At 49.9% G+C, this 24,574-nt stretch carries 22 protein-coding genes and 1 tRNA gene; 19 read left to right on the top strand and 4 right to left on the bottom strand.

The features are described from left to right. Positions 1 to 427 precede the first annotated feature (427 nt). The 14 genes from trpE to NIA71_RS11815 all read left to right on the top strand — a co-directional run bounded on the left by trpE (position 428) and on the right by NIA71_RS11815 (position 13,417). Positions 428 to 1,897: an anthranilate synthase component I gene (trpE, locus tag NIA71_RS11880; protein WP_253020496.1), complete on the top strand. Its 1,470-nt coding sequence runs from the start codon at positions 428 to 430 to the stop codon at positions 1,895 to 1,897. Further along, positions 1,894 to 2,463: an anthranilate synthase component II gene (locus NIA71_RS11875; RefSeq protein WP_148395981.1), complete on the top strand. Its 570-nt coding sequence runs from the start codon at positions 1,894 to 1,896 to the stop codon at positions 2,461 to 2,463. The genes trpE and NIA71_RS11875 overlap by 4 nt, the downstream gene beginning before the upstream one ends. A gap of 3 nt (positions 2,464 to 2,466) precedes the next feature. Continuing rightward, positions 2,467 to 3,483 carry an anthranilate phosphoribosyltransferase gene (gene trpD, locus NIA71_RS11870; protein WP_253020495.1) on the top strand — a complete coding sequence of 339 codons (1,017 nt, stop codon included), beginning with the start codon at positions 2,467 to 2,469 and terminating at the stop codon, positions 3,481 to 3,483. Then, the gene (gene trpC / locus NIA71_RS11865; RefSeq protein WP_253020494.1) at positions 3,480 to 4,265 is read left to right on the top strand and encodes an indole-3-glycerol phosphate synthase TrpC; all 786 of its coding nucleotides are present in this window, start codon (positions 3,480 to 3,482) and stop codon (positions 4,263 to 4,265) included. The genes trpD and trpC overlap by 4 nt, the downstream gene beginning before the upstream one ends. Then, complete coding sequence (locus NIA71_RS11860; RefSeq protein WP_253020493.1) at positions 4,262 to 4,861, top strand: phosphoribosylanthranilate isomerase; 600 nt, start codon at positions 4,262 to 4,264, stop codon at positions 4,859 to 4,861. The genes trpC and NIA71_RS11860 overlap by 4 nt, the downstream gene beginning before the upstream one ends. Beyond that, the gene (trpB, locus tag NIA71_RS11855; RefSeq protein ID WP_148395985.1) at positions 4,854 to 6,038 is read left to right on the top strand and encodes a tryptophan synthase subunit beta; all 1,185 of its coding nucleotides are present in this window, start codon (positions 4,854 to 4,856) and stop codon (positions 6,036 to 6,038) included. Before NIA71_RS11860 ends, trpB begins: the two co-directional genes overlap by 8 nt. Further along, positions 6,031 to 6,807 (top strand): tryptophan synthase subunit alpha, encoded by a 777-nt coding sequence (gene trpA / locus NIA71_RS11850; protein WP_148395986.1) that lies wholly within the window; start codon positions 6,031 to 6,033, stop codon positions 6,805 to 6,807. Before trpB ends, trpA begins: the two co-directional genes overlap by 8 nt. A gap of 217 nt (positions 6,808 to 7,024) precedes the next feature. Beyond that, positions 7,025 to 8,341 carry an electron transport complex subunit RsxC gene (gene rsxC, locus NIA71_RS11845; protein WP_148395987.1) on the top strand — a complete coding sequence of 439 codons (1,317 nt, stop codon included), beginning with the start codon at positions 7,025 to 7,027 and terminating at the stop codon, positions 8,339 to 8,341. Beyond that, positions 8,341 to 9,306: an RnfABCDGE type electron transport complex subunit D gene (locus NIA71_RS11840; protein WP_148395988.1), complete on the top strand. Its 966-nt coding sequence runs from the start codon at positions 8,341 to 8,343 to the stop codon at positions 9,304 to 9,306. Before rsxC ends, NIA71_RS11840 begins: the two co-directional genes overlap by 1 nt. Further along, a complete protein-coding gene (locus tag NIA71_RS11835) occupies positions 9,296 to 9,850 on the top strand; it encodes an FMN-binding protein (protein ID WP_148395989.1) in 555 nt (184 codons plus the stop codon). Before NIA71_RS11840 ends, NIA71_RS11835 begins: the two co-directional genes overlap by 11 nt. After that, the gene (gene rsxE, locus NIA71_RS11830; protein ID WP_253020492.1) at positions 9,850 to 10,527 is read left to right on the top strand and encodes an electron transport complex subunit RsxE; all 678 of its coding nucleotides are present in this window, start codon (positions 9,850 to 9,852) and stop codon (positions 10,525 to 10,527) included. Before NIA71_RS11835 ends, rsxE begins: the two co-directional genes overlap by 1 nt. After that, positions 10,527 to 11,120, top strand: a complete 594-nt coding sequence (locus tag NIA71_RS11825; protein ID WP_148395991.1) for an electron transport complex protein RnfA — start codon at positions 10,527 to 10,529, stop codon at positions 11,118 to 11,120. The genes rsxE and NIA71_RS11825 overlap by 1 nt, the downstream gene beginning before the upstream one ends. Before the next feature lie 13 nt (positions 11,121 to 11,133). Continuing rightward, positions 11,134 to 11,988, top strand: coding sequence for an RnfABCDGE type electron transport complex subunit B (locus tag NIA71_RS11820; protein ID WP_253020491.1), 855 nt, complete (start codon positions 11,134 to 11,136; stop codon positions 11,986 to 11,988). Positions 11,989 to 12,190: 202 nt separating this feature from the next. After that, positions 12,191 to 13,417 carry an ATP-binding protein gene (locus NIA71_RS11815; protein WP_253020490.1) on the top strand — a complete coding sequence of 409 codons (1,227 nt, stop codon included), beginning with the start codon at positions 12,191 to 12,193 and terminating at the stop codon, positions 13,415 to 13,417. Positions 13,418 to 13,494: 77 nt separating this feature from the next. Here NIA71_RS11815 and NIA71_RS11810 read toward each other — a convergent pair. From NIA71_RS11810 to NIA71_RS11800, 3 genes are all read right to left on the bottom strand, one after another. Continuing rightward, a tRNA-Val gene (locus NIA71_RS11810) sits at positions 13,495 to 13,571 on the bottom strand. 73 nt (positions 13,572 to 13,644) lie between these two features. Continuing rightward, positions 13,645 to 14,178 carry a Gx transporter family protein gene (locus tag NIA71_RS11805; RefSeq protein WP_148395994.1) on the bottom strand — a complete coding sequence of 178 codons (534 nt, stop codon included), beginning with the start codon at positions 14,176 to 14,178 and terminating at the stop codon, positions 13,645 to 13,647. Positions 14,179 to 14,195: 17 nt separating this feature from the next. Then, positions 14,196 to 14,558 carry a NusG domain II-containing protein gene (locus NIA71_RS11800; RefSeq protein ID WP_148395995.1) on the bottom strand — a complete coding sequence of 121 codons (363 nt, stop codon included), beginning with the start codon at positions 14,556 to 14,558 and terminating at the stop codon, positions 14,196 to 14,198. Positions 14,559 to 14,585: 27 nt separating this feature from the next. Here NIA71_RS11800 and NIA71_RS11795 point away from each other — a divergent pair, with 27 nt between their 5' ends. The 5 genes from NIA71_RS11795 (at position 14,586) to NIA71_RS11775 (ending at position 23,041) form a co-directional block, all read left to right on the top strand. Further along, positions 14,586 to 15,593, top strand: coding sequence for an FAD:protein FMN transferase (locus tag NIA71_RS11795; RefSeq protein ID WP_253020489.1), 1,008 nt, complete (start codon positions 14,586 to 14,588; stop codon positions 15,591 to 15,593). Positions 15,594 to 15,602: 9 nt separating this feature from the next. After that, complete coding sequence (locus NIA71_RS11790) at positions 15,603 to 18,320, top strand: YfhO family protein (RefSeq protein ID WP_253020488.1); 2,718 nt, start codon at positions 15,603 to 15,605, stop codon at positions 18,318 to 18,320. Between the two features lie 654 nt (positions 18,321 to 18,974). Further along, positions 18,975 to 19,439, top strand: coding sequence for a complex I 24 kDa subunit family protein (locus NIA71_RS11785; protein WP_148396239.1), 465 nt, complete (start codon positions 18,975 to 18,977; stop codon positions 19,437 to 19,439). 15 nt (positions 19,440 to 19,454) lie between these two features. Beyond that, on the top strand, positions 19,455 to 21,332 hold the full coding sequence (nuoF, locus tag NIA71_RS11780; protein WP_148395998.1) for an NADH-quinone oxidoreductase subunit NuoF: 1,878 nt from the start codon (positions 19,455 to 19,457) through the stop codon (positions 21,330 to 21,332). 14 nt (positions 21,333 to 21,346) lie between these two features. Continuing rightward, positions 21,347 to 23,041 (top strand): [FeFe] hydrogenase, group A, encoded by a 1,695-nt coding sequence (locus NIA71_RS11775; protein ID WP_253021307.1) that lies wholly within the window; start codon positions 21,347 to 21,349, stop codon positions 23,039 to 23,041. A gap of 68 nt (positions 23,042 to 23,109) precedes the next feature. Here the strand turns inward: NIA71_RS11775 and NIA71_RS11770 are convergent, their stop codons facing one another. After that, positions 23,110 to 24,501 carry a PLP-dependent aminotransferase family protein gene (locus tag NIA71_RS11770; RefSeq protein WP_253020487.1) on the bottom strand — a complete coding sequence of 464 codons (1,392 nt, stop codon included), beginning with the start codon at positions 24,499 to 24,501 and terminating at the stop codon, positions 23,110 to 23,112. Between the last annotated feature and the right edge of the window lie 73 nt (positions 24,502 to 24,574).

The raw sequence follows: 24,574 nt of genomic DNA, 5'->3' as shown, positions 1-24,574 counted from the left end.
TATGGAAATTCACCAAAAAATCAACAAATCCCCTTGACACAAGGCTGCCAAAGCGATATAATCAAACACAATTTAATAGCACATGTAAACCGATGAAGTGGAGATAAAAACAAATCGTGCACTCACAGAGAGCCGGCGGCGGTGAGAACCCGGCAGAACGCAGCTTGTTAAATGGACCACTGAGGGCGCAGTCAAAGGCAGGCATTACAAAGAGCCGGCTGAGTATTCTGCGACGTGAAGGCATACGTCAGTTGCCGGAAATATGTTGGTATTTCGTCGAGAGCGGGAGATTTCCCGAAGCAAGGTGGCACCGCGGAACAGGAATGTATCCGTCCTTGGCAGATTATGTCTTGGACGGATTTTTTGTATTACATTACAAACCGGCTAGGCAGATGCAGACGAAAGACTAGAAAGAAGGAGTAGAGCCATGTACAAACCAACCCTAGAAGAAGCGAAAAAACTTGCGGATGATTACCGGTGCGTTCCAGTGAGCCGCCGCATCCTTTCCGACATTGCCACACCTATCCAGGTGCTGCGTATCTTAAAGTCGGTCAGCCGCCACTGCTACATGCTGGAGAGCCTGGAGGACACGGATAAATGGGGCCGCTACACCTTTCTGGGATATGATCCCAAGCTGGAGCTGACCTGTGAGAACGGCACCCTCCACATCAAATCGGGAACAGATATAACCGTAGAGAACAGCAGCCCGGACGCATACATTCGCAGGATCCTTGAAGAAAACAAGAGTCCCCGTTTGGAAGGACTGCCCACCTTCACCGGCGGGCTGGTGGGCTACTTTTCCTACGACTACATCAAATACAGCGAGCCGGCCTTAAACCTGGATGCCAGAGATGAGGAAAATTTCAAGGATGTGGATCTGATGCTTTTTGATAAGGTGATCGCCTTTGATCATCTCAAACAGGAAATTATTCTCATCGTCAACGTCCGCACCGATGGCCTGGAGGAACATTACCGCAAAGCAGAAATCGAGCTGGACAATATGGTCAATCTGATCAAAAACGGCCGCCCGGCTGACATTCCGCCGCTGAGACTAAAGAGCCAGTTCAATCCCCTCTTCAGCAGGGAAGCGTACTGCCAGATGGTAGAAAAGGCTAGGAGCTATATCTATGAAGGAGACATTTTCCAAGTCGTCCTTTCCAACCGGCTGGAGGCGGAAGCAGAGGGCAGCCTGCTGGATACATACCGGATGCTGCGGACCATGAACCCATCCCCTTATATGTTTTACTTCAGCAGTGATGATATTGAAATCGCAGGGGCCTCACCAGAAACCCTGGTTAAGCTGGAGGGCGATCTGCTCCACACCTTTCCCCTGGCAGGAACCAGGCCAAGAGGCAGGACCCTGGAAGAGGACCTTCGCCTGGAAAGGGAAATGCTGTCCGACCCCAAGGAGCTGGCTGAACACAATATGCTGGTGGATCTGGGGAGAAACGACCTGGGCAAGATCAGCCGATTCGGCACAGTGGAAGTGGAAAACTACTTGTCCACTGAACGGTTTTCCCATGTGATGCATATTGGCTCCACAGTCAGAGGGAACATTCGGCCCGGCTGCACGGCCATCGATGCCGCTACTGCAGTCCTTCCCGCGGGCACTTTGTCGGGAGCGCCCAAGCTTCGGGCCTGCGAAATCATCAATGAGCTGGAGGATAACAAGAGGGGCATCTATGGAGGCGCCATCGGCTATCTGGATTTTACCGGAAACTTGGACACCTGCATCGCCATTCGCATCGCCTTTAAGAAAAACGGAAAAGTATTCGTCCGCTCCGGCGCGGGAATCGTAGCAGACAGCGTGCCGGAAACCGAATACCAGGAATGCATCAATAAAGCCAAGGCAGTCGTCAAGGCATTGGAACTATCAGAAGGAGGTCTGGACGAATGATTTTACTGATCGACAACTATGACAGCTTTTCCTATAACCTGTACCAGCTGGCAGGGTCCATCAACCCGGATATCAAAGTAATTCGAAACGATGAAATGACCATAGACCAGATCCGGCAGCTAAGGCCGGAGCGGATCATCCTCTCGCCGGGACCGGGAAGGCCGGAGGATGCAGGCGTTTGCATCGAAGCGGCATCCGCCTTTGCCGGAGACACTCCCATTCTGGGCGTCTGCCTGGGCCACCAGGCCATCTGCAAGGCTTACGGCGCTGAGGTCACTTACGCAAAAGAACTGATGCACGGCAAAGAGGACGAAATCAAAGTCAATCAAAAATCCCTTTTGTTCCAAGGGCTTCCAGCTATGATCCGGGGCGCCAGATACCACTCCCTGGCCGCGGATGCAGCGACAATTCCAGAGGAGCTTTCCGTGACAGCAGTCACCGCGGACGGTGAAATAATGGCTGTTCAGCACACCAAATATCCGGTATATGGCTTGCAGTTCCACCCGGAATCCATCCTTACGCCGGATGGAAAGACGATTTTACAGAATTTTTTAGGAGGTAAATGATAAATGATTAGAGATGCAATCGTAGATGTGGCAGCAGGAAAGGACCTGTCTTATGAGACTGCGGAAGCGGTGATGGATCAGATTATGGGCGGCCGGGCCTCCCAGATCCAGATGGCGGCATTCCTTACGGCCATGTCCATGAAAGGTGAAACCATCGATGAAATTACAGCTTCTGCGGCGGGCATGAGAAAGCACTGTATCCGCCTGCTCCACGATATGGACGTGCTGGAAATTGTGGGAACCGGAGGGGACCGGTCCAATACCTTTAACATTTCCACCACATCGGCACTGGTCGTATCCGCGGCAGGCGTACCGGTGGCAAAGCACGGAAACCGAGCGGCTTCCAGCAAGTGCGGAGCCGCTGATGTTCTGGAAGCCCTGGGGGTGGACATCACCGTTTCCCCTGAACGCAGCAGAGAGATTCTGGAGAGCATCGGCATCTGCTTTCTTTTCGCCCAGAACTACCACCTTTCCATGAAATACGTGGCTCCGGTGAGAAAAGAACTGGGGATTCGGACCATCTTCAACATCCTCGGGCCCCTCACCAATCCGGCAGGAGCCAATATGCAGCTGCTTGGCGTTTATGAAGAGGAACTGGTGGAACCCATGGCAAATGTCCTGGCCAACCTGGGGGTCAAAAACGCCATGGTCGTTTACGGGCAGGATGGATTGGATGAAATATCCATGAGCGCGCCCACCACGGTTTGCGAAGTGCGCAGCGGCAGCTACCAGTCATATGTGATCAGCCCCGAGGACTTTGGATTGAAACGGTGTAAGAAAGCGGATTTGACCGGAGGAACACCGGAAGAAAACGCCCGCATAACCAGAGAAATCCTCTCCGGCGCCGCCGGCCCCAAGGCGGACGCTGTGATACTCAATTCGGCGGCAGCCCTCTATGTGGCCGATCCAACTCTCAATATGACGCAGGCAGTGGAAAAAGCAAGGGGCATCATCAGCAGCGGCAAAGCGCTGGCTCAGTTGGATCAATTTGTTGTACTTTCTCGTGAGGTGACAGCATGATTCTGGATAAAATCGCAGAAAAGACCCGCAGAAGGATTGAAGCGGAAAAGGAGCGCATCTCGGCAGTGCAGATGAGGCAGATGGCCCTGGGCATGGATACGGGAAAAGGCAGGCCACTGGAACGGGCTTTTGCAGAGAGGGAACTTTCCTTTATCTGCGAAGTCAAAAAAGCTTCGCCGTCAAAAGGAGTGATCGCAGAGGACTTTCCATATCTTCAGATCGCAAAGGAATACGAAGAAGCGGGAGCCGCAGCCATTTCGGTTCTCACGGAACCCTATTTCTTCCAGGGCAAGGATGCCTATCTGGCCGAGATCGCGGAGCACGTTGATATACCTGTACTGCGCAAGGATTTTGTGCTGGAACCTTATCAGATTTATCAGGCGAGGATCATCGGAGCATCGGCAGTGCTGCTGATCTGCTCCCTGCTGGACGAGAAGAAACTGAAAATGTTCGTCTCCATTGCCCAGCGGCTGGGATTATCTCCCCTCGTGGAGGCCCACACGGAAGCGGAAATCGCTATGGCCCTTGCGTCAGGCACAGAGATCATCGGCGTCAACAATCGGGATCTGGCGACCTTTGAGGTGGATATTTCCACCAGCGCCAGATTGCGGAAACTGGTGCCGGATAACCTGTTTTTCGTATCCGAGAGCGGGATCCGGAGCGGGGAAGATATAAAGCAGTTGAAAAAAGACGGAGTCAACGCTGTTCTCATCGGAGAAACGTTGATGCGAAGCCCGGACAAGAAAGCGGCGCTGGCGGAGCTGAGAGGTGAGCAGGCATGACGCGGATTAAAATATGCGGGCTGACCAGACCGGAGGATATTGATTTTGTCAACGAAGCCAAGCCGGACTACATCGGTTTTGTCTTTGCCCCAAGCAAGCGGCGAGTGGACGAGAAACAAGCCCTGGCTCTGCGGCAGCATCTGGACCCTGGCATTGAGGCAGCAGGTGTCTTTGTGGATGCTCCCATTTCGCAGATCCTGGAACTTGGTGAAAGGAGCATTATCGATTATGTACAGCTCCACGGAAGCGAAGACCCGGCCTATATTAAAGCGCTGCGGCAGCATACTCATCTGCCCCTGATCAAGGCAGTCAGCATGAGCAAGCCTTTTGATCCAAAGCAGCTGGAAAGGTTGGATGTGGACTATCTGCTCTTTGATCAGGGCAGCGGCGGCAGCGGCAAGACCTTTGACTGGAAGCGGATTCCCAGGACAGGCAAGCCCTTTTTCCTAGCAGGAGGGCTGAACCCGGACAATCTAAGCCAGGCCATCAGAGCGGTAAAACCCTTTGCCGTCGACCTTTCCAGCGGTGTGGAAACCGGCGGCAGAAAGGACAGGGAAAAGCTATTACAAGCAGTTAGGAGCGTAAGAAATGAGTAAAGGAAGATACGGCGTTCACGGGGGACAGTACATACCGGAAACCCTGATGAACGAGATTATCAATCTGGAAAAGAGTTATGAATACTATAAAAAGGACCCTGAGTTTAACCGGGAGCTGGAAGACCTGCTGAATAATTATGCAGGAAGGCCGTCTCTTTTGTATTATGCGGAAAAAATGACAAAGGATCTGGGCGGGGCGAAGATTTATCTTAAACGGGAAGATTTGAACCATACCGGCTCTCACAAGATCAACAATGTGCTGGGGCAGGTGCTTTTGGCAAAGAAAATGGGAAAGACCCGGGTCATTGCAGAGACTGGGGCAGGCCAGCACGGAGTAGCGACCGCCACTGCGGCAGCCCTTTTGGATATGGAATGCGAAATTTTCATGGGCAAAGAGGATACGGACCGGCAGGCTTTGAACGTCTATCGAATGGAACTTCTGGGAGCAAAGGTCCATGCGGTTACCAGCGGCACCCAGACGTTGAAAGACGCAGTCAACGAAACTATGCGGGAATGGGCCGGCCGGGTTCATGATACGTTGTACGTTCTGGGATCGGTTATGGGACCCCACCCGTTTCCCATGATTGTCCGTGATTTTCAAAGCGTTATCAGCAGGGAAGCAAAGGAGCAGATTCTGAAAGTGGAAGGAAAACTGCCGGCAGCTGTGGTGGCCTGCGTGGGCGGCGGCAGCAATGCCATGGGCATGTTTTATAATTTCATCCAAGACGAAGGGGTACGGCTGATCGGATGTGAGGCTGCCGGACACGGGGTGGATACCGACATGAACGCGGCCACCATCGCCAATGGAGCGCCGGGTGTTTTCCACGGTATGAAATCTTATTTCTGTCAGGATGAATACGGCCAGATCGCACCCGTTTATTCCATTTCCGCGGGACTGGACTATCCGGGAATCGGGCCGGAGCACGCCCATCTTCACGATATCGGCCGGGCGCAGTACGTGCCGGTTACCGACGATGAAGCTGTGGATGCCTTTGAATACCTGGCGAGGACGGAAGGCATCATCTGCGCGGTGGAGAGCGCCCATGCGGTGGCCCATGTGCGCAAACTGGCGCCGGGGATGAGCCCGGATGAAAGCATCATGATCTGTCTTTCGGGCAGAGGAGATAAAGACGTGGCGGCGATCGCCAGATACAGGGGGGTGGATCTTCATGAGTAGAATACATACGGCATTTGAGAAGGAAAAAGCCTTTATCGGATTTGTGACAGGAGGCGATCCTTCCATTGAAAAATCGGAAGAGTTTATTTTAAAAATGGTGGAAGCGGGAGCTGATTTGATTGAAATCGGCGTGCCTTTTTCCGATCCCATCGCGGAAGGCCCGGTCATCCAGGCGGCAAACCTGAGAGCGCTGGCAGCCGGCACCACGACGGACCGCCTCTTTGAGCTGACCGCTTCTCTGCGGAAAAAGACCCAGGTTCCCATCGTCTTTCTCACCTATCTCAATCCCGTTTTCAAGTATGGTTATCAACGGTTTTTTGAACGCTGCCGCCAGTGCGGAGTGGACGGGCTGATCATCCCTGATCTGCCCTATGAGGAAAAGGATGATGTGGCGGAGCATGCGGGAGCATACGATGTTGACATCATATCTTTGATCGCCCCCACATCGGAAGACCGGATCCGGAGGATCGCAGAAGATGCGAAAGGGTTTCTTTACGTGGTATCCTCCATGGGCGTGACCGGAATGCGCAGCGAGATAAAAACCGATCTGGAATCCATGATGAAGACTGTGCGCCAGTACAGCGCCGTTCCTGCGGCTGTGGGCTTTGGCATCAATACCCCCGACCAGGCGCGCCAGATCGCCAAGCTGGCGGACGGGATCATCGTAGGCAGCGCGATTGTAAAGCTGTGCCAGCAGTATGGAGAGGATGCCGCTGAGCCAATCTATGAGTATATTCACTCTATGAAAGAGGCGATTAAAGGCAAATAACGGAAAGATATCATAACGGGTGCGGACGCCGCGTATCATGCAGGTAGGAGGAAAATTTTGATACGTGCTCCATATAATATGTAGGGAAATGTATCCTGTATACAAAATCTCGTATAATGCGACAAAATGCGCACAAAAGCATGGCAACTTGATTTGTTTTGTGGTAATATAAGTCGTGTATGCGACTGAAAAAACTTTGGAAAGGAAGGTTTCAGAAATGAGTCAACAGAAAAAGCATTTGCAAAGTATCAAGGTGAGTCATGAGAAACATACTGCAGAGTGTGAAACTCAGATAATGCCCATCCCCGATACTGTGTGCATTTCCATGTCTCAGCATATTGGAGCCCCGTGCAAGCCTTTAGTGAAAAAAGGCGACTATGTAAAAGTCGGGCAGCCAATCGGCGACACAGATGCCTTTGTAAGTGCTCCTATCCACTCGAGCGTTTCGGGAACCGTTACGGGAGTCGAAACGATTCGTTCCGTAGCCGGTGGAGAGGATCAAGCAATCGTAATCGAGACAGACAAAAAACAGGAGGCTTGGGAGGAGATAAAGCCCCCTTCGGTTGAAAACAGAGAGGACTTTGTTAAAGCCGTAAGAGCCAGCGGAGCAGTCGGATTAGGAGGAGCCGCTTTCCCCACGCATATTAAGTATAATCCACAGAATTTGGATGAAGTGGATACACTGATCATCAATGGTGCGGAGTGCGAGCCTTTTATCACATCTGACCATAGACTGATGCTGGAAAACAGCCAGGATATCATCGACGGCGCAGTGCTGGTCATGGAACAGCTGGGCCTGTCGAAGGGATACATAGGCATTGAAGAGAATAAACCGGATGCCATTGCGCTGCTGGACAAGATGCTGGCGGAGCAGAATCATCCTGAGATTAAAACTGTAACCCTGAGAGCCCGCTATCCGCAGGGCGCGGAGCGCGTGCTGGTATATGAAATCACGGGTAAAACCATGGATGCGGGCGTTCTGCCGGCACAGCTGGGCGTGATACTTTCAAACATAACCACCATCGCTTTTATTGGACAATACTTCAGGACCGGTATGCCCCTGATTTCCAAGCGGATTACAGTGGACGGTTCTGCTGTGGCCGAGCCGAAGAATATCCTTGCGCCCATTGGCACAAGGATTGCTGATGTCATTGAATTCTGCGGCGGATATAAGGACGAACCGAAGAAGATCCTCATGGGCGGACCGATGATGGGAAGAGCCATCTATTCCGACCGTGTACCTCTTGTAAAAAACAACAATGCCATTTTGGCGTTTGCAGGATCCCAGTCTCTGGTGCCTGAGGAAACGGGCTGTATCAACTGCGGCAAGTGCCATAAAGCATGTCCGTTCAAACTGCTGCCTACCGCATTTGCAGCGGCCTATGAAAACAGAGACGCAGAAAAACTTGATGCGCTTAAAGTCAATCAGTGTATGGAATGCGGAAGCTGCGCTTACGTATGCCCTGCCAAGAGACCGCTGGGATTCATCAATAAGCTGGGTAAGGCACTAGTAAAAGAGGAGGCGAGCAAATAATGGAAAAACAATATCATGATAATCTCATCGTATCCTCGGCGCCTCATATGGTATCACCGGTGGACACCACCAAGATCATGGGAACGGTGCTGATTGCCCTGGCGCCGGCGTTTGTTGTGGGGATTTATCAGTTTGGGTATAGAGCAGCAGTGATGACAGTAGTTTGCATCATCGCCTGTGTTGTATTTGAATGGCTGTTTAACAAAATTTTAAAAAGAAGACAGACTGTAACCGATCTCAGTGCAGCCTTGACCGGCGTGCTGATCGCATTTAATGTACCATCCACCCTTCCTTACTGGATGGCTGTCATCGGATGCTTTGTTGCAGTTGTGATTGTAAAACAGCTCTTTGGAGGAATCGGACAGAATCTGGTGAACCCGGCGGTTACGGCCAGAATCGTTCTCTTTATTTCCTTTGCCACAGAAATGACTACCTGGCCCATACCAAGAGGTGCAGGCGGCCTTGATGGAACTACGGGACCCACTCCTTTGGGGATCCTTTCCGAAGGCGGCGGACAAATGCCGTCCAACCTGGATTTGTTCCTGGGCAATGTGGGGGGATGTATCGGTGAGGTGAGCGCGCTGGCGCTGCTCATCGGCGGAATTTTCCTTATCTGGACCAAGGTCATTTCCCCGATCATTCCGGTATGCTTCTTAGGCACAGTATTTGTACTGGCGCTGATCATCCCGGGACAGGATCCGATTTTCCATCTGTGTGCGGGCGGACTGATGCTGGGTGCATTTTTCTGCGCTACAGACTACGTTACTTCGCCGATCCTGCCCATGGGAAAAGTGATCTTTGGTATCGGCTGCGGTGTGTTCACCATCTTGATCCGTGTATACGGCTCCTATCCGGAGGGCGTTTCCTTTGCCATCCTGCTGATGAATATCCTCACTCCGCATATTGACAATTTCTGCACTAAGAGAGCGTACGGAAAAGGAGGCGGCAAAAAAGATGAAAAATAACACTTTTAAAGAAAATATAGCCCCTGCTTTGGTACTGATTATTATCTGTCTTGTGGTAACAGCAGCTCTTGCAGGGACATACAGCGTTGCCAATCCGCTCATTGAGGCCAATGCACAGAAGACTGCCGACGAGGCTCGCGCCAAGGTATTGCCGGACGGTGACAGCTTTACCGAATATGAAGGAAAGCTGGTTGGTGGCGTGACAGAGTGCTATATGGCGGATAATAAATCCGGTATGGCGGTTACAGCGACCTACAAAAGTTTTGGCGGAACATTAACTTCAATGGTAGGCATTGACAAGGACGGAAAAGTCACCGGCGTGACCGTTACCGAACACGCAGATACACCGGGTCTGGGTACAAAAGCGATGGAGGCCGATTATCTGAAAGAACAGTACAGCGGACTCGATACGGCTGGCCAGGACAATATTAAAAACGACAAAGGTGTAGACCAGATCGTAGGCGCTACGATTTCTTCCAACGCAGTTTACCAGTGCGTTAGTGAAGCTCTGCAGCAGTTTAAAGAATGCGGAGGTGTGAAATAATGAATAAATTAGGTGTATTGACAAAGGGCATTCTCAAAGAAAATCCGGTACTGGTACAGCTGCTGGGCCTCTGCCCCACACTGGCTGTTACCACCAGCGCTATCAATGGCCTGGGCATGGGCGTTTCGGCCATGGCGGTACTGATATGCTCCAATATCGTAATTTCCATATTGAAGAAAGTTATTCCGGGGAAGGTGCGTATCCCGTGTTACATTGTTGTAATTGCTGGATTCGTAACCATCGTTCAGCTGATGCTTAAGGCGTACCTGCCGGCCCTGGACAAATCTCTGGGACTGTTCATCCCGCTGATCGTAGTTAACTGCATCATCTTGGGAAGAGCAGAAATGTTTGCAAGCAAGAATACCATTGCGGACTCGGCGCTGGACGGGCTGGGCATGGGTATTGGATTCACCCTGGCTCTGGGTGTCATGGGTCTTGTCAGAGAGATCCTGGGAAGCGGTACGGCTTTTGGTATTACGCTGACTGCGAATCTGATTACCCCGATGGGAATTTTTATGCTGGCTCCTGGCGGCTTCTTCGTATTTGCGATCCTGGTCGCAGTGATCAACTGGGCTTCCAACGGAAAAGCAATCAAGAAGAAGGAAATTGGCTGCGACGGCTGTCCGATGTCTGACTCGTGCGGCGGCAGCTGTGACGAAAAGGAGGCTAGAGCATAATGAAAGAAATAATTGTAATTATGATGACGGTTATCTTGGTGGATAACTTCGTATTATCCCAGTTCCTGGGTATCTGCCCCTTCCTGGGAGTCTCCAAGAAAATGGACTCTGCTACCGGTATGGGCCTGGCCGTTACCTTTGTAATGGTGCTGGCTACTGCCGCAACTTGGCCGATCCAGAGATTCCTTTTGGACACTTATAATATCGGATACCTGCAGACAGTCGTATTCATTCTGGTCATTGCCTCGCTGGTACAGCTGGTAGAAATGACGCTGAAGAAATATATGCCGCCTCTTTACAAGTCGCTGGGCGTATTTCTTCCCCTGATCACCACCAACTGCGCAGTGCTGGGCGTTACCATCATGAATATCGATGATGAGCTTACTTATGTACAGTCCCTGTTCAACGCAGCGGGTGCCGGAATCGGCTTCCTGCTGGCAATGGTTCTGTTCGCTGGTCTGCGGGGAAAACTGGAAGATTGCAAATTGGTCCCTGTTTCATTTCAGGGAATTCCGATCACGCTGATTACTGCGTCCATCCTGTCCCTGTCCTTTATGGGATTTTCGGGCGTAGTAGAAGGCCTGTTTGCGTAAGGAGGGGTGAGAGATGAGTATATTAATACCTGTAGGTATCGTAGTAGTCATTGGACTTATCGCCGGTATCATTCTTACCATTGCATCAAAGGTCATGTATGTACCAGTAGATCAATTGGTTATCCAGGTCCGTGATCAGCTGCCGGGCGCTAACTGCGGTGCCTGCGGATTCAACGGATGTGATGACTATGCGGCTGCGCTGGCAGAGGACAAAGGCGAAACGATAAGTACATCGGCCTGTCCGGTAGGCGGTTCGGATTTGGCTCAAAAACTGGCATCGGTACTGGGTGTAGAAGCAGGAACTGCTGAACCGCAGGTGGCTGTCGTTATGTGCGGCGGAAACGCGGAAGTCGCCAAGACCATCATGAAGCAGGAAAATATTTATACCTGCAAGGGTGCAAATCAGCTTTACGGCGGACAGTGGGCCTGTACCTCCGGGTGCCTGGGCCTGGGAGACTGTTCCGTTGTCTGCGACTTTGACGCCATTCATGTAGTCGATGGACTCGCTCATGTTGATCGAAATAAATGTGTCGGCTGCGGAAAGTGCGAAAAGGTGTGTCCAAAGCATATTATCCAGATTCGCAACAAAAAGAATCTGGTGTATGTGGCCTGTCATTCCAACAGTCCGGGAGCACAGACCAGAAAACGCTGCATGGTTGGATGTATCGGCTGTATGAAGTGCCAGAAGGCATGTAAGTTCGACGCCATATACGTGGAAAACAACCTGGCAAGGGTAGACTTTGATAAATGTAAGAACTGCGGACTTTGCGAGAAAGAATGTCCGACCGGCGCCATTATTAATTTAAGACCCAAGAAAAAGGCTGCGCCGAAGAAGGCGGAAGAAAAAGCAGAAGCAGCCAACAGCTGATCTGTAGAAGACCGTTTTTAACAATCAGGACTTTTGCCGCCAGGCGAGGTTCACGAGAAAGTAAATAGACTTGAAGAAGAAGGGGCGCCGCATTGGATGAGGATTCGATGCGAGCAGCCCCTTTTTTCATGAAGGTTGATAAAATGAGTAAATTAGGATAAAATAAGATATACTTTATTTTATCCTAAAAGGAGGGCGCGCGATGAACTATATTGAACGCACATTGGAAAGAAAATTTTTGCACATGAGTTCCTTTTTCAAGGCCGTGCTGGTGACGGGCGCCCGGCAGGTCGGCAAGACGACGATGTTAAAGCATCTGGCTGAAGGGCAGAGCAGAACTTATGTTTCAATGGATAACGCAATGGCCCGGACCCTGGCCCAAACGGATCCGGTGCTGTTTTTCCAAACTTACAAGCCGCCCATTATCATCGACGAGGTACAGAAGGCGCCTCAGCTCTTTGAGCAAATCAAAATCATATGCGATGAGAGCGAGGAGAAGGGTCTCTTTTGGCTGACCGGTTCCCAGCAGTTTAACATGATGAGAAATGTCAGGGAAACGTTGGCCGGGAGAATCGGCATTCTGGAGCTTTATGGTCTGTCCAAGAACGAGATCGAGGGGATTAAGTTTTCGGACGATTTGGACTTCTCGCTGCCTTGCCTGCTGGAGAGGCAAAAGCAGGTTAAGAAAAACGATATCGTCGACGTGTTTGAGCATATTTGGCGCGGCGGCATGCCGCAAGTGGTTGATGCGGACGCGGAGCAGAGGCAGGAATACTATAATTCTTATGTGGATACCTACCTGATGCGGGATGTCGCAGAGGCGGGCGGTATCACTGATACTGTGCGTTTTGGCAAGTTTTTGACCGCCTGCGCCGCACTGACTGCTGAGCAGATTAACTACAAGACGCTGGCTGAAGCCGCCGAAATATCCCAGCCCACGGCAAGGGAATGGGTGCGGGTGCTCCATGGACTGGGTGTCATTTATCTTTTACAGCCTTTTTCCAATAACCAGCTGAAGCGGCTCACCAAAGCGCCTAAGCTGTATTTCTGTGATACCGGTCTTTGCGCCTGGCTATCCATGTGGCTCACGCGGGATACTTTAATGACCGGCGCAGTCAGCGGACACTACTTTGAAAATTATGTGGTGATGGAACTGGTCAAACACTATGCCTATGCCAAATCCAAGGCAAATCTGAACTACTACCGGGATTCCAACGCCAAAGAGATCGATGTATTTGTTGAGGAAAACAATTTGATTCATCCCCTTGAGATCAAGAAGTCGGCAAATCCGGACCGGCGGGAAGTGAAAAAGTATGCGCTGGTGGATAAGACCAGCCTGGAGAGGGGATGCGGCGGCATTATCTGCATGTGCCAGGAGGTCATACCCATAGACGATAAAAACTGTTTCATACCCTGCAGCCTGATTTAGAGGTCTGACGGGATTGTGGGCAAAGAAAAACGACGTGCCGGATCGAGAGCGGCTGGGCGTCGTTTGCTTTTGCTTTATGGTGGGGACGACTGAACTCGAATCAGTGACCTCCTGCTTGTCGAGCAGGCGCTCTAACCAGCTGAGCTACGCCCCCGTAAATGTGGTGCCGGCGGGTTGGACCGCTGCATCCATCAACATAACCATTTTACCAAATGGCGGGTTCGCCGTCAATGAAGATTTTTGATGGGAAGGCCGGAATGGGAAAGCTTTTTTAAAATCAAATGGGTGAGGATTCCGATCAACACGCCGCTGGCCATCCCGGAAAAAAGCAGCACCGGAAAATAAACAAAGAGCTTAATCGTGGAAACGAGAAAAGCTGCAGTTAAGAGCTGGCCTAAGTTGTGGGCAACGCCCCCGGCCATGCTGATACCGATGGTGGAAAAGAGGCCGGTCTTTTTTAGAAGGACCATCACCGCCAGGCTCAAGAGTCCCCCGGCCAGGGAGTAGAGGGCACCGAAAAGCCCGTTGAACAAGAGGCCCGCCATGAGAATGCGCAGCACATTGATTATCAGCGTATAGCCGGTTCCCAGCAGATAGAGGGAGACCAGGATCACCAGATTGGCGATGCCCAGTTTGATGCCTGGAATGCCCACGCTGAAGGGGATGAGGGCTTCAATGTAGGAAAAGATCAGCGCCAGCGCCGCCATCATTGAGGACAGGGCGACTTTGTATGCAGTTGTCTGTCTGTTTTTCTTGGCCATAATATGAATCTTCCTGTCTATCGTGAAATTGCGTCGTATTCCTGGTTGTCGCCTTCTATCTCAATGACGATTTTGTTGGGCAGGCATACGATGCTTTGTGATGTTTTGGTGATTTTTCCCTGATGGACGCAGTCCTGCCCCTTACAATCGGAAAAGGTCATTGAAACCGCACCGTCTTTTATGGTAATCTTATTAATATGGTCATTCTGGTCAATGGTGATCGTTCGGTTCTCAGACAGGCTGTAATTGGCATATTCATCGCCGTTTACTGAGATGCGGACCATTTGTCCGGTTTCTTCTCCGGTGGTGAGCGCATAAGAACAGCCCAGACCGAACACAATCAAAAGGAGGGCCAGGATAACGTCTGCTTTTCGAATCATGTTAACTCCTTGGAGGTATTGATCTATATGAAGTTTATCAAAAAAAGTTTGCTGCTCGTTGTTTGCATGTGTATCATTATAACACAAACCGGCTGCGGAAGCGAAGAACCTGTTTCTGAAAATCAGTTCCGCCTGGATACCATTTGTACGATCACCATTTACGATCTGAAAAAATCCCAGGCGCAGGATGCGCTGGATAAAGCCTTTGCCTGCATAAAGGATTATGAGAACATGCTCAGCAAGACGGTAGAGGGCAGTGATGTATATAAAATTAACCATGCAGGGGGAAAGCCGGTGGCGGTCCATGGGGAGACTATGGAGGTAATCCAAAAAGGGATCGAGTACGGACAGCTTTCCCAAGGCATGTTCGATATCACCATCGGCGCGGTTTCCGACCTTTGGGACTTTACAGGAAACAACCCGCGGGTGCCGGATGAAGAGCAGCTGAAAAAGGCTGTGAAAACGGTGGATTATCGAAAGGTAAAGGTTGAGGGAGATACGGCAGCCTTGACAGATAAGGACGCCCGTCTGGACTTGGGCGGTATCGCCAAGGGTTATATTGCTGATCGGGTTACGGAGGTTTTAGAAAAAGCCGGAGTAAAAAAGGCGATCATCGATCTTGGGGGAAACATCGTTACCATCGGATCAAAGGGAGAAGGCAAGCCGTGGAAGATCGGGATCGAGCGGCCTTATTCGGACCGGAGCGAAATCCTGGGAGCCGTAGAAATGGTGGATGCAACGATCGTCACCTCCGGCGTCTATGAACGGTATTTTGAGGCCGGGGGCAAGCTGTACCATCACGTGCTCAATCCCAAAACCGGCTATCCCATTGAAAACAATCTGGATGCGGTGACCATAAAAGCCGGCAAGGGCCAGTCGGTGGACTGCGATATTTTGGGCACCGTCTGTCTCATGCTGGGAATGGAAAAAAGCAGGGAATTGCTGGCGGGCATGGATGGAATTCAGGCCGCATTTATCGATAAGAATGACAAGGTGACGGAGATAAATGGTATGAAAGTCATGCCTGAAAAATAAGGAGGAAGAATGGTCAAGTTTCAAACAATAAAAGGGTTTTTCTACAGAAACCGTTATATTTTCCTGGCATTTTTCGTGCCTTTTCTGCTGATGCTGCTGGCCTTCATAGGGATGGATTTTTTTCCTTTCGGAGAGAACCAGTCGGCGGTGATCGACATGTATCATCAGTATTTTCCCTTTATCTATGAACTGCACGAAAAGCTGCAGAGCGGCGGCAGCTTGCTTTACAGCTGGAACGGGGGACTGGGCACCAACTTTCTGACCCTGCTTTCCTACTATGCTGCAAGCCCTCTTTATTTCCTCACTGTCTTTGTTCCTGACGCCTATATGATGGAAGCGGTGACGCTGATCATTCTCATTAAGGTCGGGCTGGCAGGGGCCTTTATGGCAATTTACCTGAGAGGCATGCACCAGAGAAGCGATTTTTCCACTGCAGCCTTTGCGGCGCTGTATGCGCTGTGCGCCTATGTTATAGGGTACTACTGGTGCCTCATGTGGCTGGATGTGGTGGCTCTGCTGCCGTTGTGCATTCTGGGACTGAACCGCCTCATTGACCGGGGGGAATTCAAGCTGTATACCATTTCGCTGGCGGCTATGATGCTGACCAATTATTATATAGGCGGCATGGTTTGTATTTTCATCCTGTTTTATTACCCGATCCTTTATTTTTCCAGGACCAAGAAGCGGGGGATCGCAGGCTGCGCACGGATCACGGGCAAGGCGGTTCTTTGTTCTGCCGTCGGTATCATGATCTCCGGGATCACGCTGCTGCCGACTTTTCTCAATATGCAGAACACCTATTATATCGATTCCCAGATGCCGACCGATTCCACCTTTTACAGCCCCTTGATGGATGTGATCACCAATCTTCTTCCCAATACCCAGCTTACGGTGCGGGAGGGGCTTCCCAATATCTATTGCGGCCTGATCACTGTGATGATGTTTGTTTTTTTCCTTTTAGCAAAGGGTATTCCTGTTCGAAAAAAATTTCTTAACTGCCTATTCCTGGCTTTTCTGATCTTGAGCCTGAACTGGAATAAGCTGGATTTCATGTGGCATGGATTCCATTTTCCTAACCAGCTGCCTTTCCGTTACTCGTTTGTGGTATCTTTTTTACTGATCGCGCTGGCTTATGAGGCATTCATCCATTTTCGGGAGATTTCCCTGGTTCAGATCGCGGGGGTGACTGCGGGATTTCTGGGATATGTGATTCTGGTACAGAAAATTTTTAAAGACGATTTTTCGCAGGAATTTGTGTATGTGTGCCTGTTCCTGCTCTTTGTATATGCGGGATTTTTGGCTGTTTACAGAACGGGGAAGTTTGATCATACTTTGATGTGCTTTATATTGCTGGTGATCGTCGGTGGGGAACTGATGAATCATACAGCCATTGGAGTGGAGAAGGTCAGCTATACCAACCGGGCCGAATATTTTGCGGAAAGCGGTGACGTACGGACGCTGACAAGGGAAACCAGAGAAAGGGATGATGGGTTTTATCGCATGGAGGTAGCCAATCCGATCATTCTAAACTCTCCGATGCTTTACAGCTATCCCGGGGTATCTATGTTTTCTTCCACGGTCAATGGGAATGTTTCCTATTTGATGGAGCATATTGGTCTTGAGGCAAAGGATGTGAAGAATCGATATAACTATGTGATGACGACTCCGGTAGCCAATGCCATGCTCAATGTGAAGTATTTGATCGGCAGAGGTGTTCCTATCGAAGGGGAAAGCTCTCTATCGCTGGCTGGTGGAAAGGAAACGACTACGCTTTATGAAAATAAGTACGACCTTTCTGTCGGATATATGGTTAATTCGGCAGCTGCTTACAGCTGGGACTTTAACCAGGAAAATCCGTTCCACGTTCTCAATGACTTTGTAAAAACCGCGACAGGAACGGACGCCGGCATTTTCCATTCTGTCGGCGAACCCCAAATGACAGGCAGCGGCGTGTCGCTGGGCTCCTATGAAAACGGGCGGATCGGCTGTACGGTTGGCAGCGGGGAAACGAATCCGTCCGCCAAGCTGACCTTTACCTCACCTCAGGAACAGCAGGTGTATGTTTATATCGAAGTGGACGGAGCCGAAACGATCACTGCGAAAAGGGAGAGCGGTAATCAAATCGATTTGCGGGAAGATTGCGGAGCAGTAGTAAGTGTGGGCATGTGCCAAGCCGGAGAAACAGTCGACATTGACATTCAGTTTGAAGAAGACCAGACAGGCGGCGCCATTACCGCATTTGTCTATGGAATGGATACAAAGTCTTGGGAACAGGCTTACAGTCTGTTGGATGATGAGATTCTTAATGTTTCGGAGCACAGTGACACGTCGATCGGAGGAACCATTGATGTGAAAGAAAACGGTTATTTTGTCACATCGATTCCCTATGAAAAGGGCTGGACCATTGAAGTGGATGGGGAAGAACGATCCGCAGAAACCTTGGGCGGTGCGTTCTTAGCCATTCCCCTGGAGGCGGGACATCATCAAATTCGTATGACCTACCTGCCCGACGGGTTGATCCCTGGGATTCTGCTCAGCTTGTGCGGTATCGGCATTTTGATTGCACTTTGCTTTATCCGTAGAAAAACGGCAGGCTCCGGGCTTGGGGCCTCGAAGCAGGAGGAAAAGGCGGACAACTTGCCTGCCCTGCCTGCGGCGCCAATTGCAGGTAAGGCGGCAAGGCGCAGGCGGCGGCTGACTCCTCTCAGGTGCAGGCGGTTTTTGTAGGGGGCTTTAAACCGACCAGGCAGCAGATCGGGGAAAATTTCTGCGAAACTTCGCATTATTTACGCAAAGTAGTGGGTTTGCGGGGCCTGAGAATGAGAAGCGGCCGGGCTGGCTGCTGAAAGTTCAATTCGAGAGGCCGCAGCCGTTGGAAACTGCGTAAACTTTGCAAAAAAAATTCACTTTTTTCCCCGAAAGCCTCATTCCTCTTTACGCAACCTTTCTCCCAATACACCCCTTTTTCCATTCAACAACTTTCGACATTGCTCTCAGCAGCGCCATTATCCCAACCCATTAGCCCCATGGAGCAGTTTTCGAGACAAATAAATGTTAAATAAATATCAATCGCTTTCGCGCGGTAAAGCAAAAGCGAATCGATTTCTAATTGAAATTTTAGGAATGTAAACGGTTTCAACTTCCGATATGACCTAGAAATCTGGATAAAATAAGGAAAACAAAGCAAGATAATACCGAAATTAGCCTAGACAAACCGCAAATATGACGGTAAAATGAAAAGCGTGAGAAGAAAAAGGATAAAGAAAAATGGATAAAGTTGAGTAAAGAAAAAACGTTAAACTAATAACAACGAATGGAAAATACTCACAAAAAGCACACTCATTTCAAACAACTCTATTTAGGGAGGAAATTATGGACAATATGGACAATAAGGAATTATATCAAAAAATTGATGAAATTATTGATGCCCACGCAAGTGAAAAGCCGATCGTTGCGATCTTGCAGGATATCCAGGAAGAATATCGATATCTGCCGCGGGAAGCTTTCGACTATCTGGCGCAAAAGCTGGGAGTCAGTCTCGCCAAGATCTACAGCATAGCCACATTCTACGAAAACTTCTCACTTTCACCCAAGGGAAAATACGTAATCAAAATTTGTGACGGTACAGCTTGTCACGTTCGGAAATCAATTCCGATCCTCGACGCTCTCAGGAAAGAACTAGGCCTTTCAAGCGAAAAAAACACCACGGACGATCTCATGTACACCGTTGAGACCGTCTCCTGTCTTGGAGCCTGCGGTCTGGCACCGGTTCTGACAGTAAACGATAAGGTATATCCGGCAATGACTCCGGAGAAGGCAGTCGACCTTCTTGCGGAATTAAAGTAGGAGGGAGCGTAAGTCATGGTTATAGAAAACAGAGAAACACTACAGAAATCAAGAGAAGCGTTCCTTGAGCAGATCGAACATCAGACGAAAAAAATCTACGTCTGCGGCGGAACAGGCTGCGTAGCCGGCGGCTCAATGGAAATCTATGAAAGATTGAAAGAACTCATCCAAGATAAAGGCCTGAAATGTCAGGTAGAGTTGGAGAAGGAAGAGGAAGGAAACCATATTGGCCTGAAAAAAAGCGGATGCCATGGATTCTGTGAAATGGGACCGCTGCTTCGAATCGAACCGGCAAAGCTTCTTTATTTAAAGGTCTCCCTGGATGATTGCGAAGAAATCGTTGAAAAATCCGTTGTTGGAGACGAGGTAATCGAGCGCCTCATTTACAGCAGAGACGGCATTACATATCCGGTGCAGGAAGAAATTCCTTTTTACAAAAATCAGAAAAGAATCGTATTGGAAGACTGCGGACAGATCGACGCGGAATCCATCGAAGAATATATTGCCTACGGCGGCTATAGTTCCCTTGAAAAATGCCTTTTCGACATTACCCAGGACGATATTATCAAGACCATCTATGATTCCAATCTTCGGGGCAGAGGAGGCGGCGGCTTCCCGGCCGGAAGAAAATGGTCCCAGGTAAAAGCACAAAAAGATCCTGTCAAATACGTTGTCTGCAACGGTGACGAAGGAGACCCAGGCGCCTTTATGGATAGAAGCATCATGGAAGGGGACCCTCACAAAATGCTGGAAGGCATGATGATCGCAGGTTACGCTTCCGGAGCAAAAGAAGGATACATCTATGTCAGAGCCGAATATCCGCTGGCTGTTCAGAGATTGGAAAAGGCCATTGCTGATTGCAAGCGGTACGGAATCCTGGGCAAAAACATACTGGGAACGGACTTCGAATTTGACGTTCACATCGTAAAGGGTGCAGGAGCTTTTGTCTGTGGAGAAGGAAGCGCACTGACGACTTCCATTGAAGGCGACCGGGGTATGCCGCGAGTAAAGCCGCCGAGAACCGTTGAACACGGCCTCTACGGAAAGCCGACACTCCTGAACAATGTTGAGACCTTTGCCAATGTTCCCATTATTCTGGAAAAAGGCGCTGATTGGTATAAGACCATCGGCCCTGTGAAGAGCCCGGGAACCAAGGCTTTCGCATTGACCGGAAATATTGTAAACACAGGTCTTATCGAAGTACCGATGGGAACGACGTTAAGGCACATCATCTTTGATGTAGGCGGCGGCGTAAGAGGCGGCAAGAAATTTAAAGCTGTTCAGATCGGAGGACCTTCCGGCGCATGTCTGACCGAAGAACACCTGGATCTGCCCCTTGACTTCGACAGTCTGAAAAAAGCGGGAGCTATGATCGGATCCGGCGGACTGGTTGTTATGGATGAAGATACCTGTATGGTGGAAGTCGCCAGATTCTTTATGAACTTTACCCAGAACGAATCCTGCGGTAAGTGCGTTCCCTGCAGAGAAGGAACCAGAAGAATGCTGGAAATCCTGGAGCGGATCGTTGCTGGAAAAGGCGAGCTGTCCGATATCGATATGCTGGAAGAACTGGCCGATACCATCACTTCCACAGCCCTGTGCGGCCTGGGAAAAACAGCAGCCAACCCAGTTGTTTCCACATTAAAATACTTTAGAGATGAATACGTTGAGCATATTGTAGATAAGCACTGCAGAACCAAGAACTGCCAGGCGCTGAAAAAAATCTACATTGAAAAATATCATTGTAAGGGATGCAGCCTTTGCGCGAGAGTCTGCCCGGTGGATGCGATCTCCGGAAAGCTCAAAGAGCCGTTTGAAATCGATCAGAGCAAGTGCATCAAGTGCGGTGCCTGCATGAGTTCCTGCAAATTTAAGGCGATCAAGGAGGATTAATCAAAATGAATACGATGAATAATAAGAAGTTTATGATAATCGATGGTCTTCCGGTAGCCATTGAGGGAGAGAAAAATATCTTAGACGTAATCAGAAAAGCAGGAATTGACCTGCCGACTCTGTGTTACTATTCAGCTTTATCCACATACGGAGCTTGCAGAATGTGCGTTGTGGAGGGGAAAAATGGCGATATCATGGCTTCCTGCTCCACACCGCCCCGCTCCGGAATGGAGATCAAGACCAATACACCAAGACTTCAGAAATACAGAAAAATGATCCTGGAACTGATGCTGTCCGACCACTGCAGAGAGTGTACCACTTGCGAAAAGAACTTTGACTGCAAGCTGCAGGAACTGGCTCAGCGTTTCGGTCTGAAAGACGTCCGCTTCGATCAGTACAGCATCGACGATACGCGGGACGATTCTTCTCCGGCGATTATGAGAAACCCCAACAAGTGCATCATCTGCGGCGACTGTGTGCGCATGTGTTCGGAAATCCAGAACGTGGGAGCCATTGATTTTGCTTACAGAGGATCGAAAATGGAAGTTACCACTGCGTTCAACATGCCGATTTCAGAGACCAATTGCGTAAACTGTGGTCAGTGCGCGGCTATTTGTCCGACTGGCGCCATCACCATTAAAAACGATCTCCAGCCCCTGTGGGATGACCTGCATGACAAGGATACCATTGTGGTAGCGCAGATCGCGCCGGCTGTACGAGTGGCTCTGGGCGACGAATTCGGTATCCCAAGAGGAACCAACGTAATGGGCAAAATTGTAAGCGCTCTGAGAAGAATGGGATTTGATGAAGTCTATGATACAGCTACCGGCGCTGACCTGACGGTTATTGAAGAGGCCAACGAGCTGGTGGGCAGACTGGAAAAGGGCGAAAGACTGCCTCTATTCACATCCTGCTGTCCGGCATGGTTCCGCTATGCGGAGATCAATCATCCGGAACTGATGGACAACATTTCCAGCTGCAAATCTCCGATGGAGATGTTTGGTTCGGTTCTCAAAGAGAGAGCCAAGCTCAATGAAAAGGGCAAAAAACCCAAGAAAACCAAGGTCGTAGCAATCATGCCTTGTACGGCTAAAAAATACGAAATTCACAGAGAAGAATTCCAATATGACGGCGAACCGACCATTGCCCATTCCATTACCACGATGGAACTGGCCAATATGATTCGGGAAGCGGGCCTGCGCTTTGAAGATATCCTGCCGGAAGCAGTTGACATGCCTTTTGGTATTGCCAGCGGAGCGGGCGTGATCTTCGGCGTGACCGGCGGTGTAACCGAGGCGGTTATCCGTTACGTCATGGGCGATGCGGCCAGAGAGCATTTGGCGGATATTTCCTTTACCGGTGTGAGAGGATTTGAAGGACTCAAGGAAGTAAAGGTTCCTTATAAGGATCGTGAACTTAACATTGCGATAGTCAGCGGTCTGAAGAATGCGGAAAACCTGATCCAGGCTATCCAGGCCGGTGAAGTGGAATATGACTTTGTAGAAGTCATGGCCTGTGAAGGCGGATGTATCGCCGGCGCCGGACAGCCCTTCGTAATCGGCAGAGCTAAGCCGGAGCGTTCCGAAGGAATGTACCAGGCAGACAGAATGTCCAATGTCAAACTGTCTGCGGAGAACCCGGTAACCGACGGACTTTATGCAAGCCTGCTTGTGGGTGATAAGGCACACCACCTTTTACATTATAAATAAAACAGAAAAAACAGTGAGGGGAAAAACGGTCCGATTGAGGGCCGTTTTTTCTGTTTTCAAAAGGGTATTTAGTTGGCAGACTTCCATTTTTTCATCAGCTTCTCCATTGCAGCCGGGATATCGGCCAGTGGAATTTGATTGTAATAGAGGATCAGCGACGTGGAGTTCTCTTCCGATTCACCGGTGTAGGCCGAGGTTGGAATAGCGGCAATGCCCAGGGCTTTTGCATCGGTGCAAAGCTCCTGAGCGCTTTTCGAACTCTTTACGCGAACGATGATGTTGATACCGGACGAGGTATTAGTTGGCTTGGTGAAATTGGTGTTCAAACAGCGTACGACTGCCTGCAGCTTTTGTGCGTACAGGTTGCGTAATTTTTTGATATTGGTTTGATAGAATCCCCGCTCCATGAACAGAGCTAAAGTCAGCTGTTCCATCTTGGAGCAGGTCTGTGTATAATCGCCGCGGATCGTGTGAAAGATTTCCGCCATAGCAGGGGGCAAAACCATATAACTGATTTTAATAGAGGAAAAGAGGGTCGTGGAGAACGAGCCCAAATAAACAACCCGTTCCTTGGTATCCAGTCCCTGGAGGGCTGGAATGGGTTTGCCGAAATAGCGCAGCTCACTGTCGTAATCATCTTCCATAATGATGCTGTCGTTTTTGATGGCCCATTCCAGGAGCTCGTAGCGCTTGCCGATGGGCATGACGGCGCCGGTGGGCACCTGATTGGAAGGGCTCACATAGACAGCGGAGCGGATATTGGAAGGGAGCCGGTCGATGGTAATCCCTTCTTTTCCAACCTTAACCGGTGTGATGGAAAACCCGCGGTCGCGGAAAATGTTGTTGACCGGCATGTAGCCTGGATCCTCCACGGCAACGTGGTCGATGGCCATTTTTTTCAGGATATTGGCAAGATGATTGGTAATCTGCTGTGTTCCTGCGCCGATGACAATCTGAGCAGGATCGCAGATCACGCCACGGAACTGGTAGAGATATTTGGAGATTTCATAGCGCAGAGCCATTTCTCCCTGAGGATCGCTTTCAAAAAATAGAAGCGGGGAATATTCGGTAATGACTTTATTGGCGCATTTTTTCCATTTATTGAAGTCAAAGCATTCCAAGTCATAATAGAACTCCGGTTCCTGAGTTTCCATGGTCCGATCCAGAGGTGAGATGCTCCGCTTCTTGAAGACGGATACAGCTTCCGTGGGCAGCACGTTGCCCGCATAATATCCCGATTGGGGTTTGCTGTATATGTAGCCTTCCACCATCAGTTGACTGTAGGCCAATTCCACTGTGGTCATGCTCAGTCCCAGGGTTTTTGACAGACTACGCAAAGAAGGCAGCTTTTCACTGCTGTGAATTTCGCCTGAGAGGATTGCTTCTTTTATGTAATCATAGAGCTGGAGGTAATAGGCTCTTTTGGAATGTTCGTCAATGTTGGGAATGATAGCTTTCATAACGTTCCTTTCTGTACCTATAAAAATATTTATTTTTGTATATTCCTTTATATACACTTACCCTGTATTATAG

Origin of the sequence: Ihubacter massiliensis, from assembly GCF_024125305.1 — a bacterium.
In the GTDB taxonomy this organism is placed as follows: Bacteria; Bacillota; Clostridia; order Peptostreptococcales; family Anaerovoracaceae; genus Hominibacterium; species Hominibacterium faecale.
The sequence above is the reverse complement of the archived record's forward strand: the minus strand, read 5'-3'. Positions and strand labels throughout refer to the sequence as shown.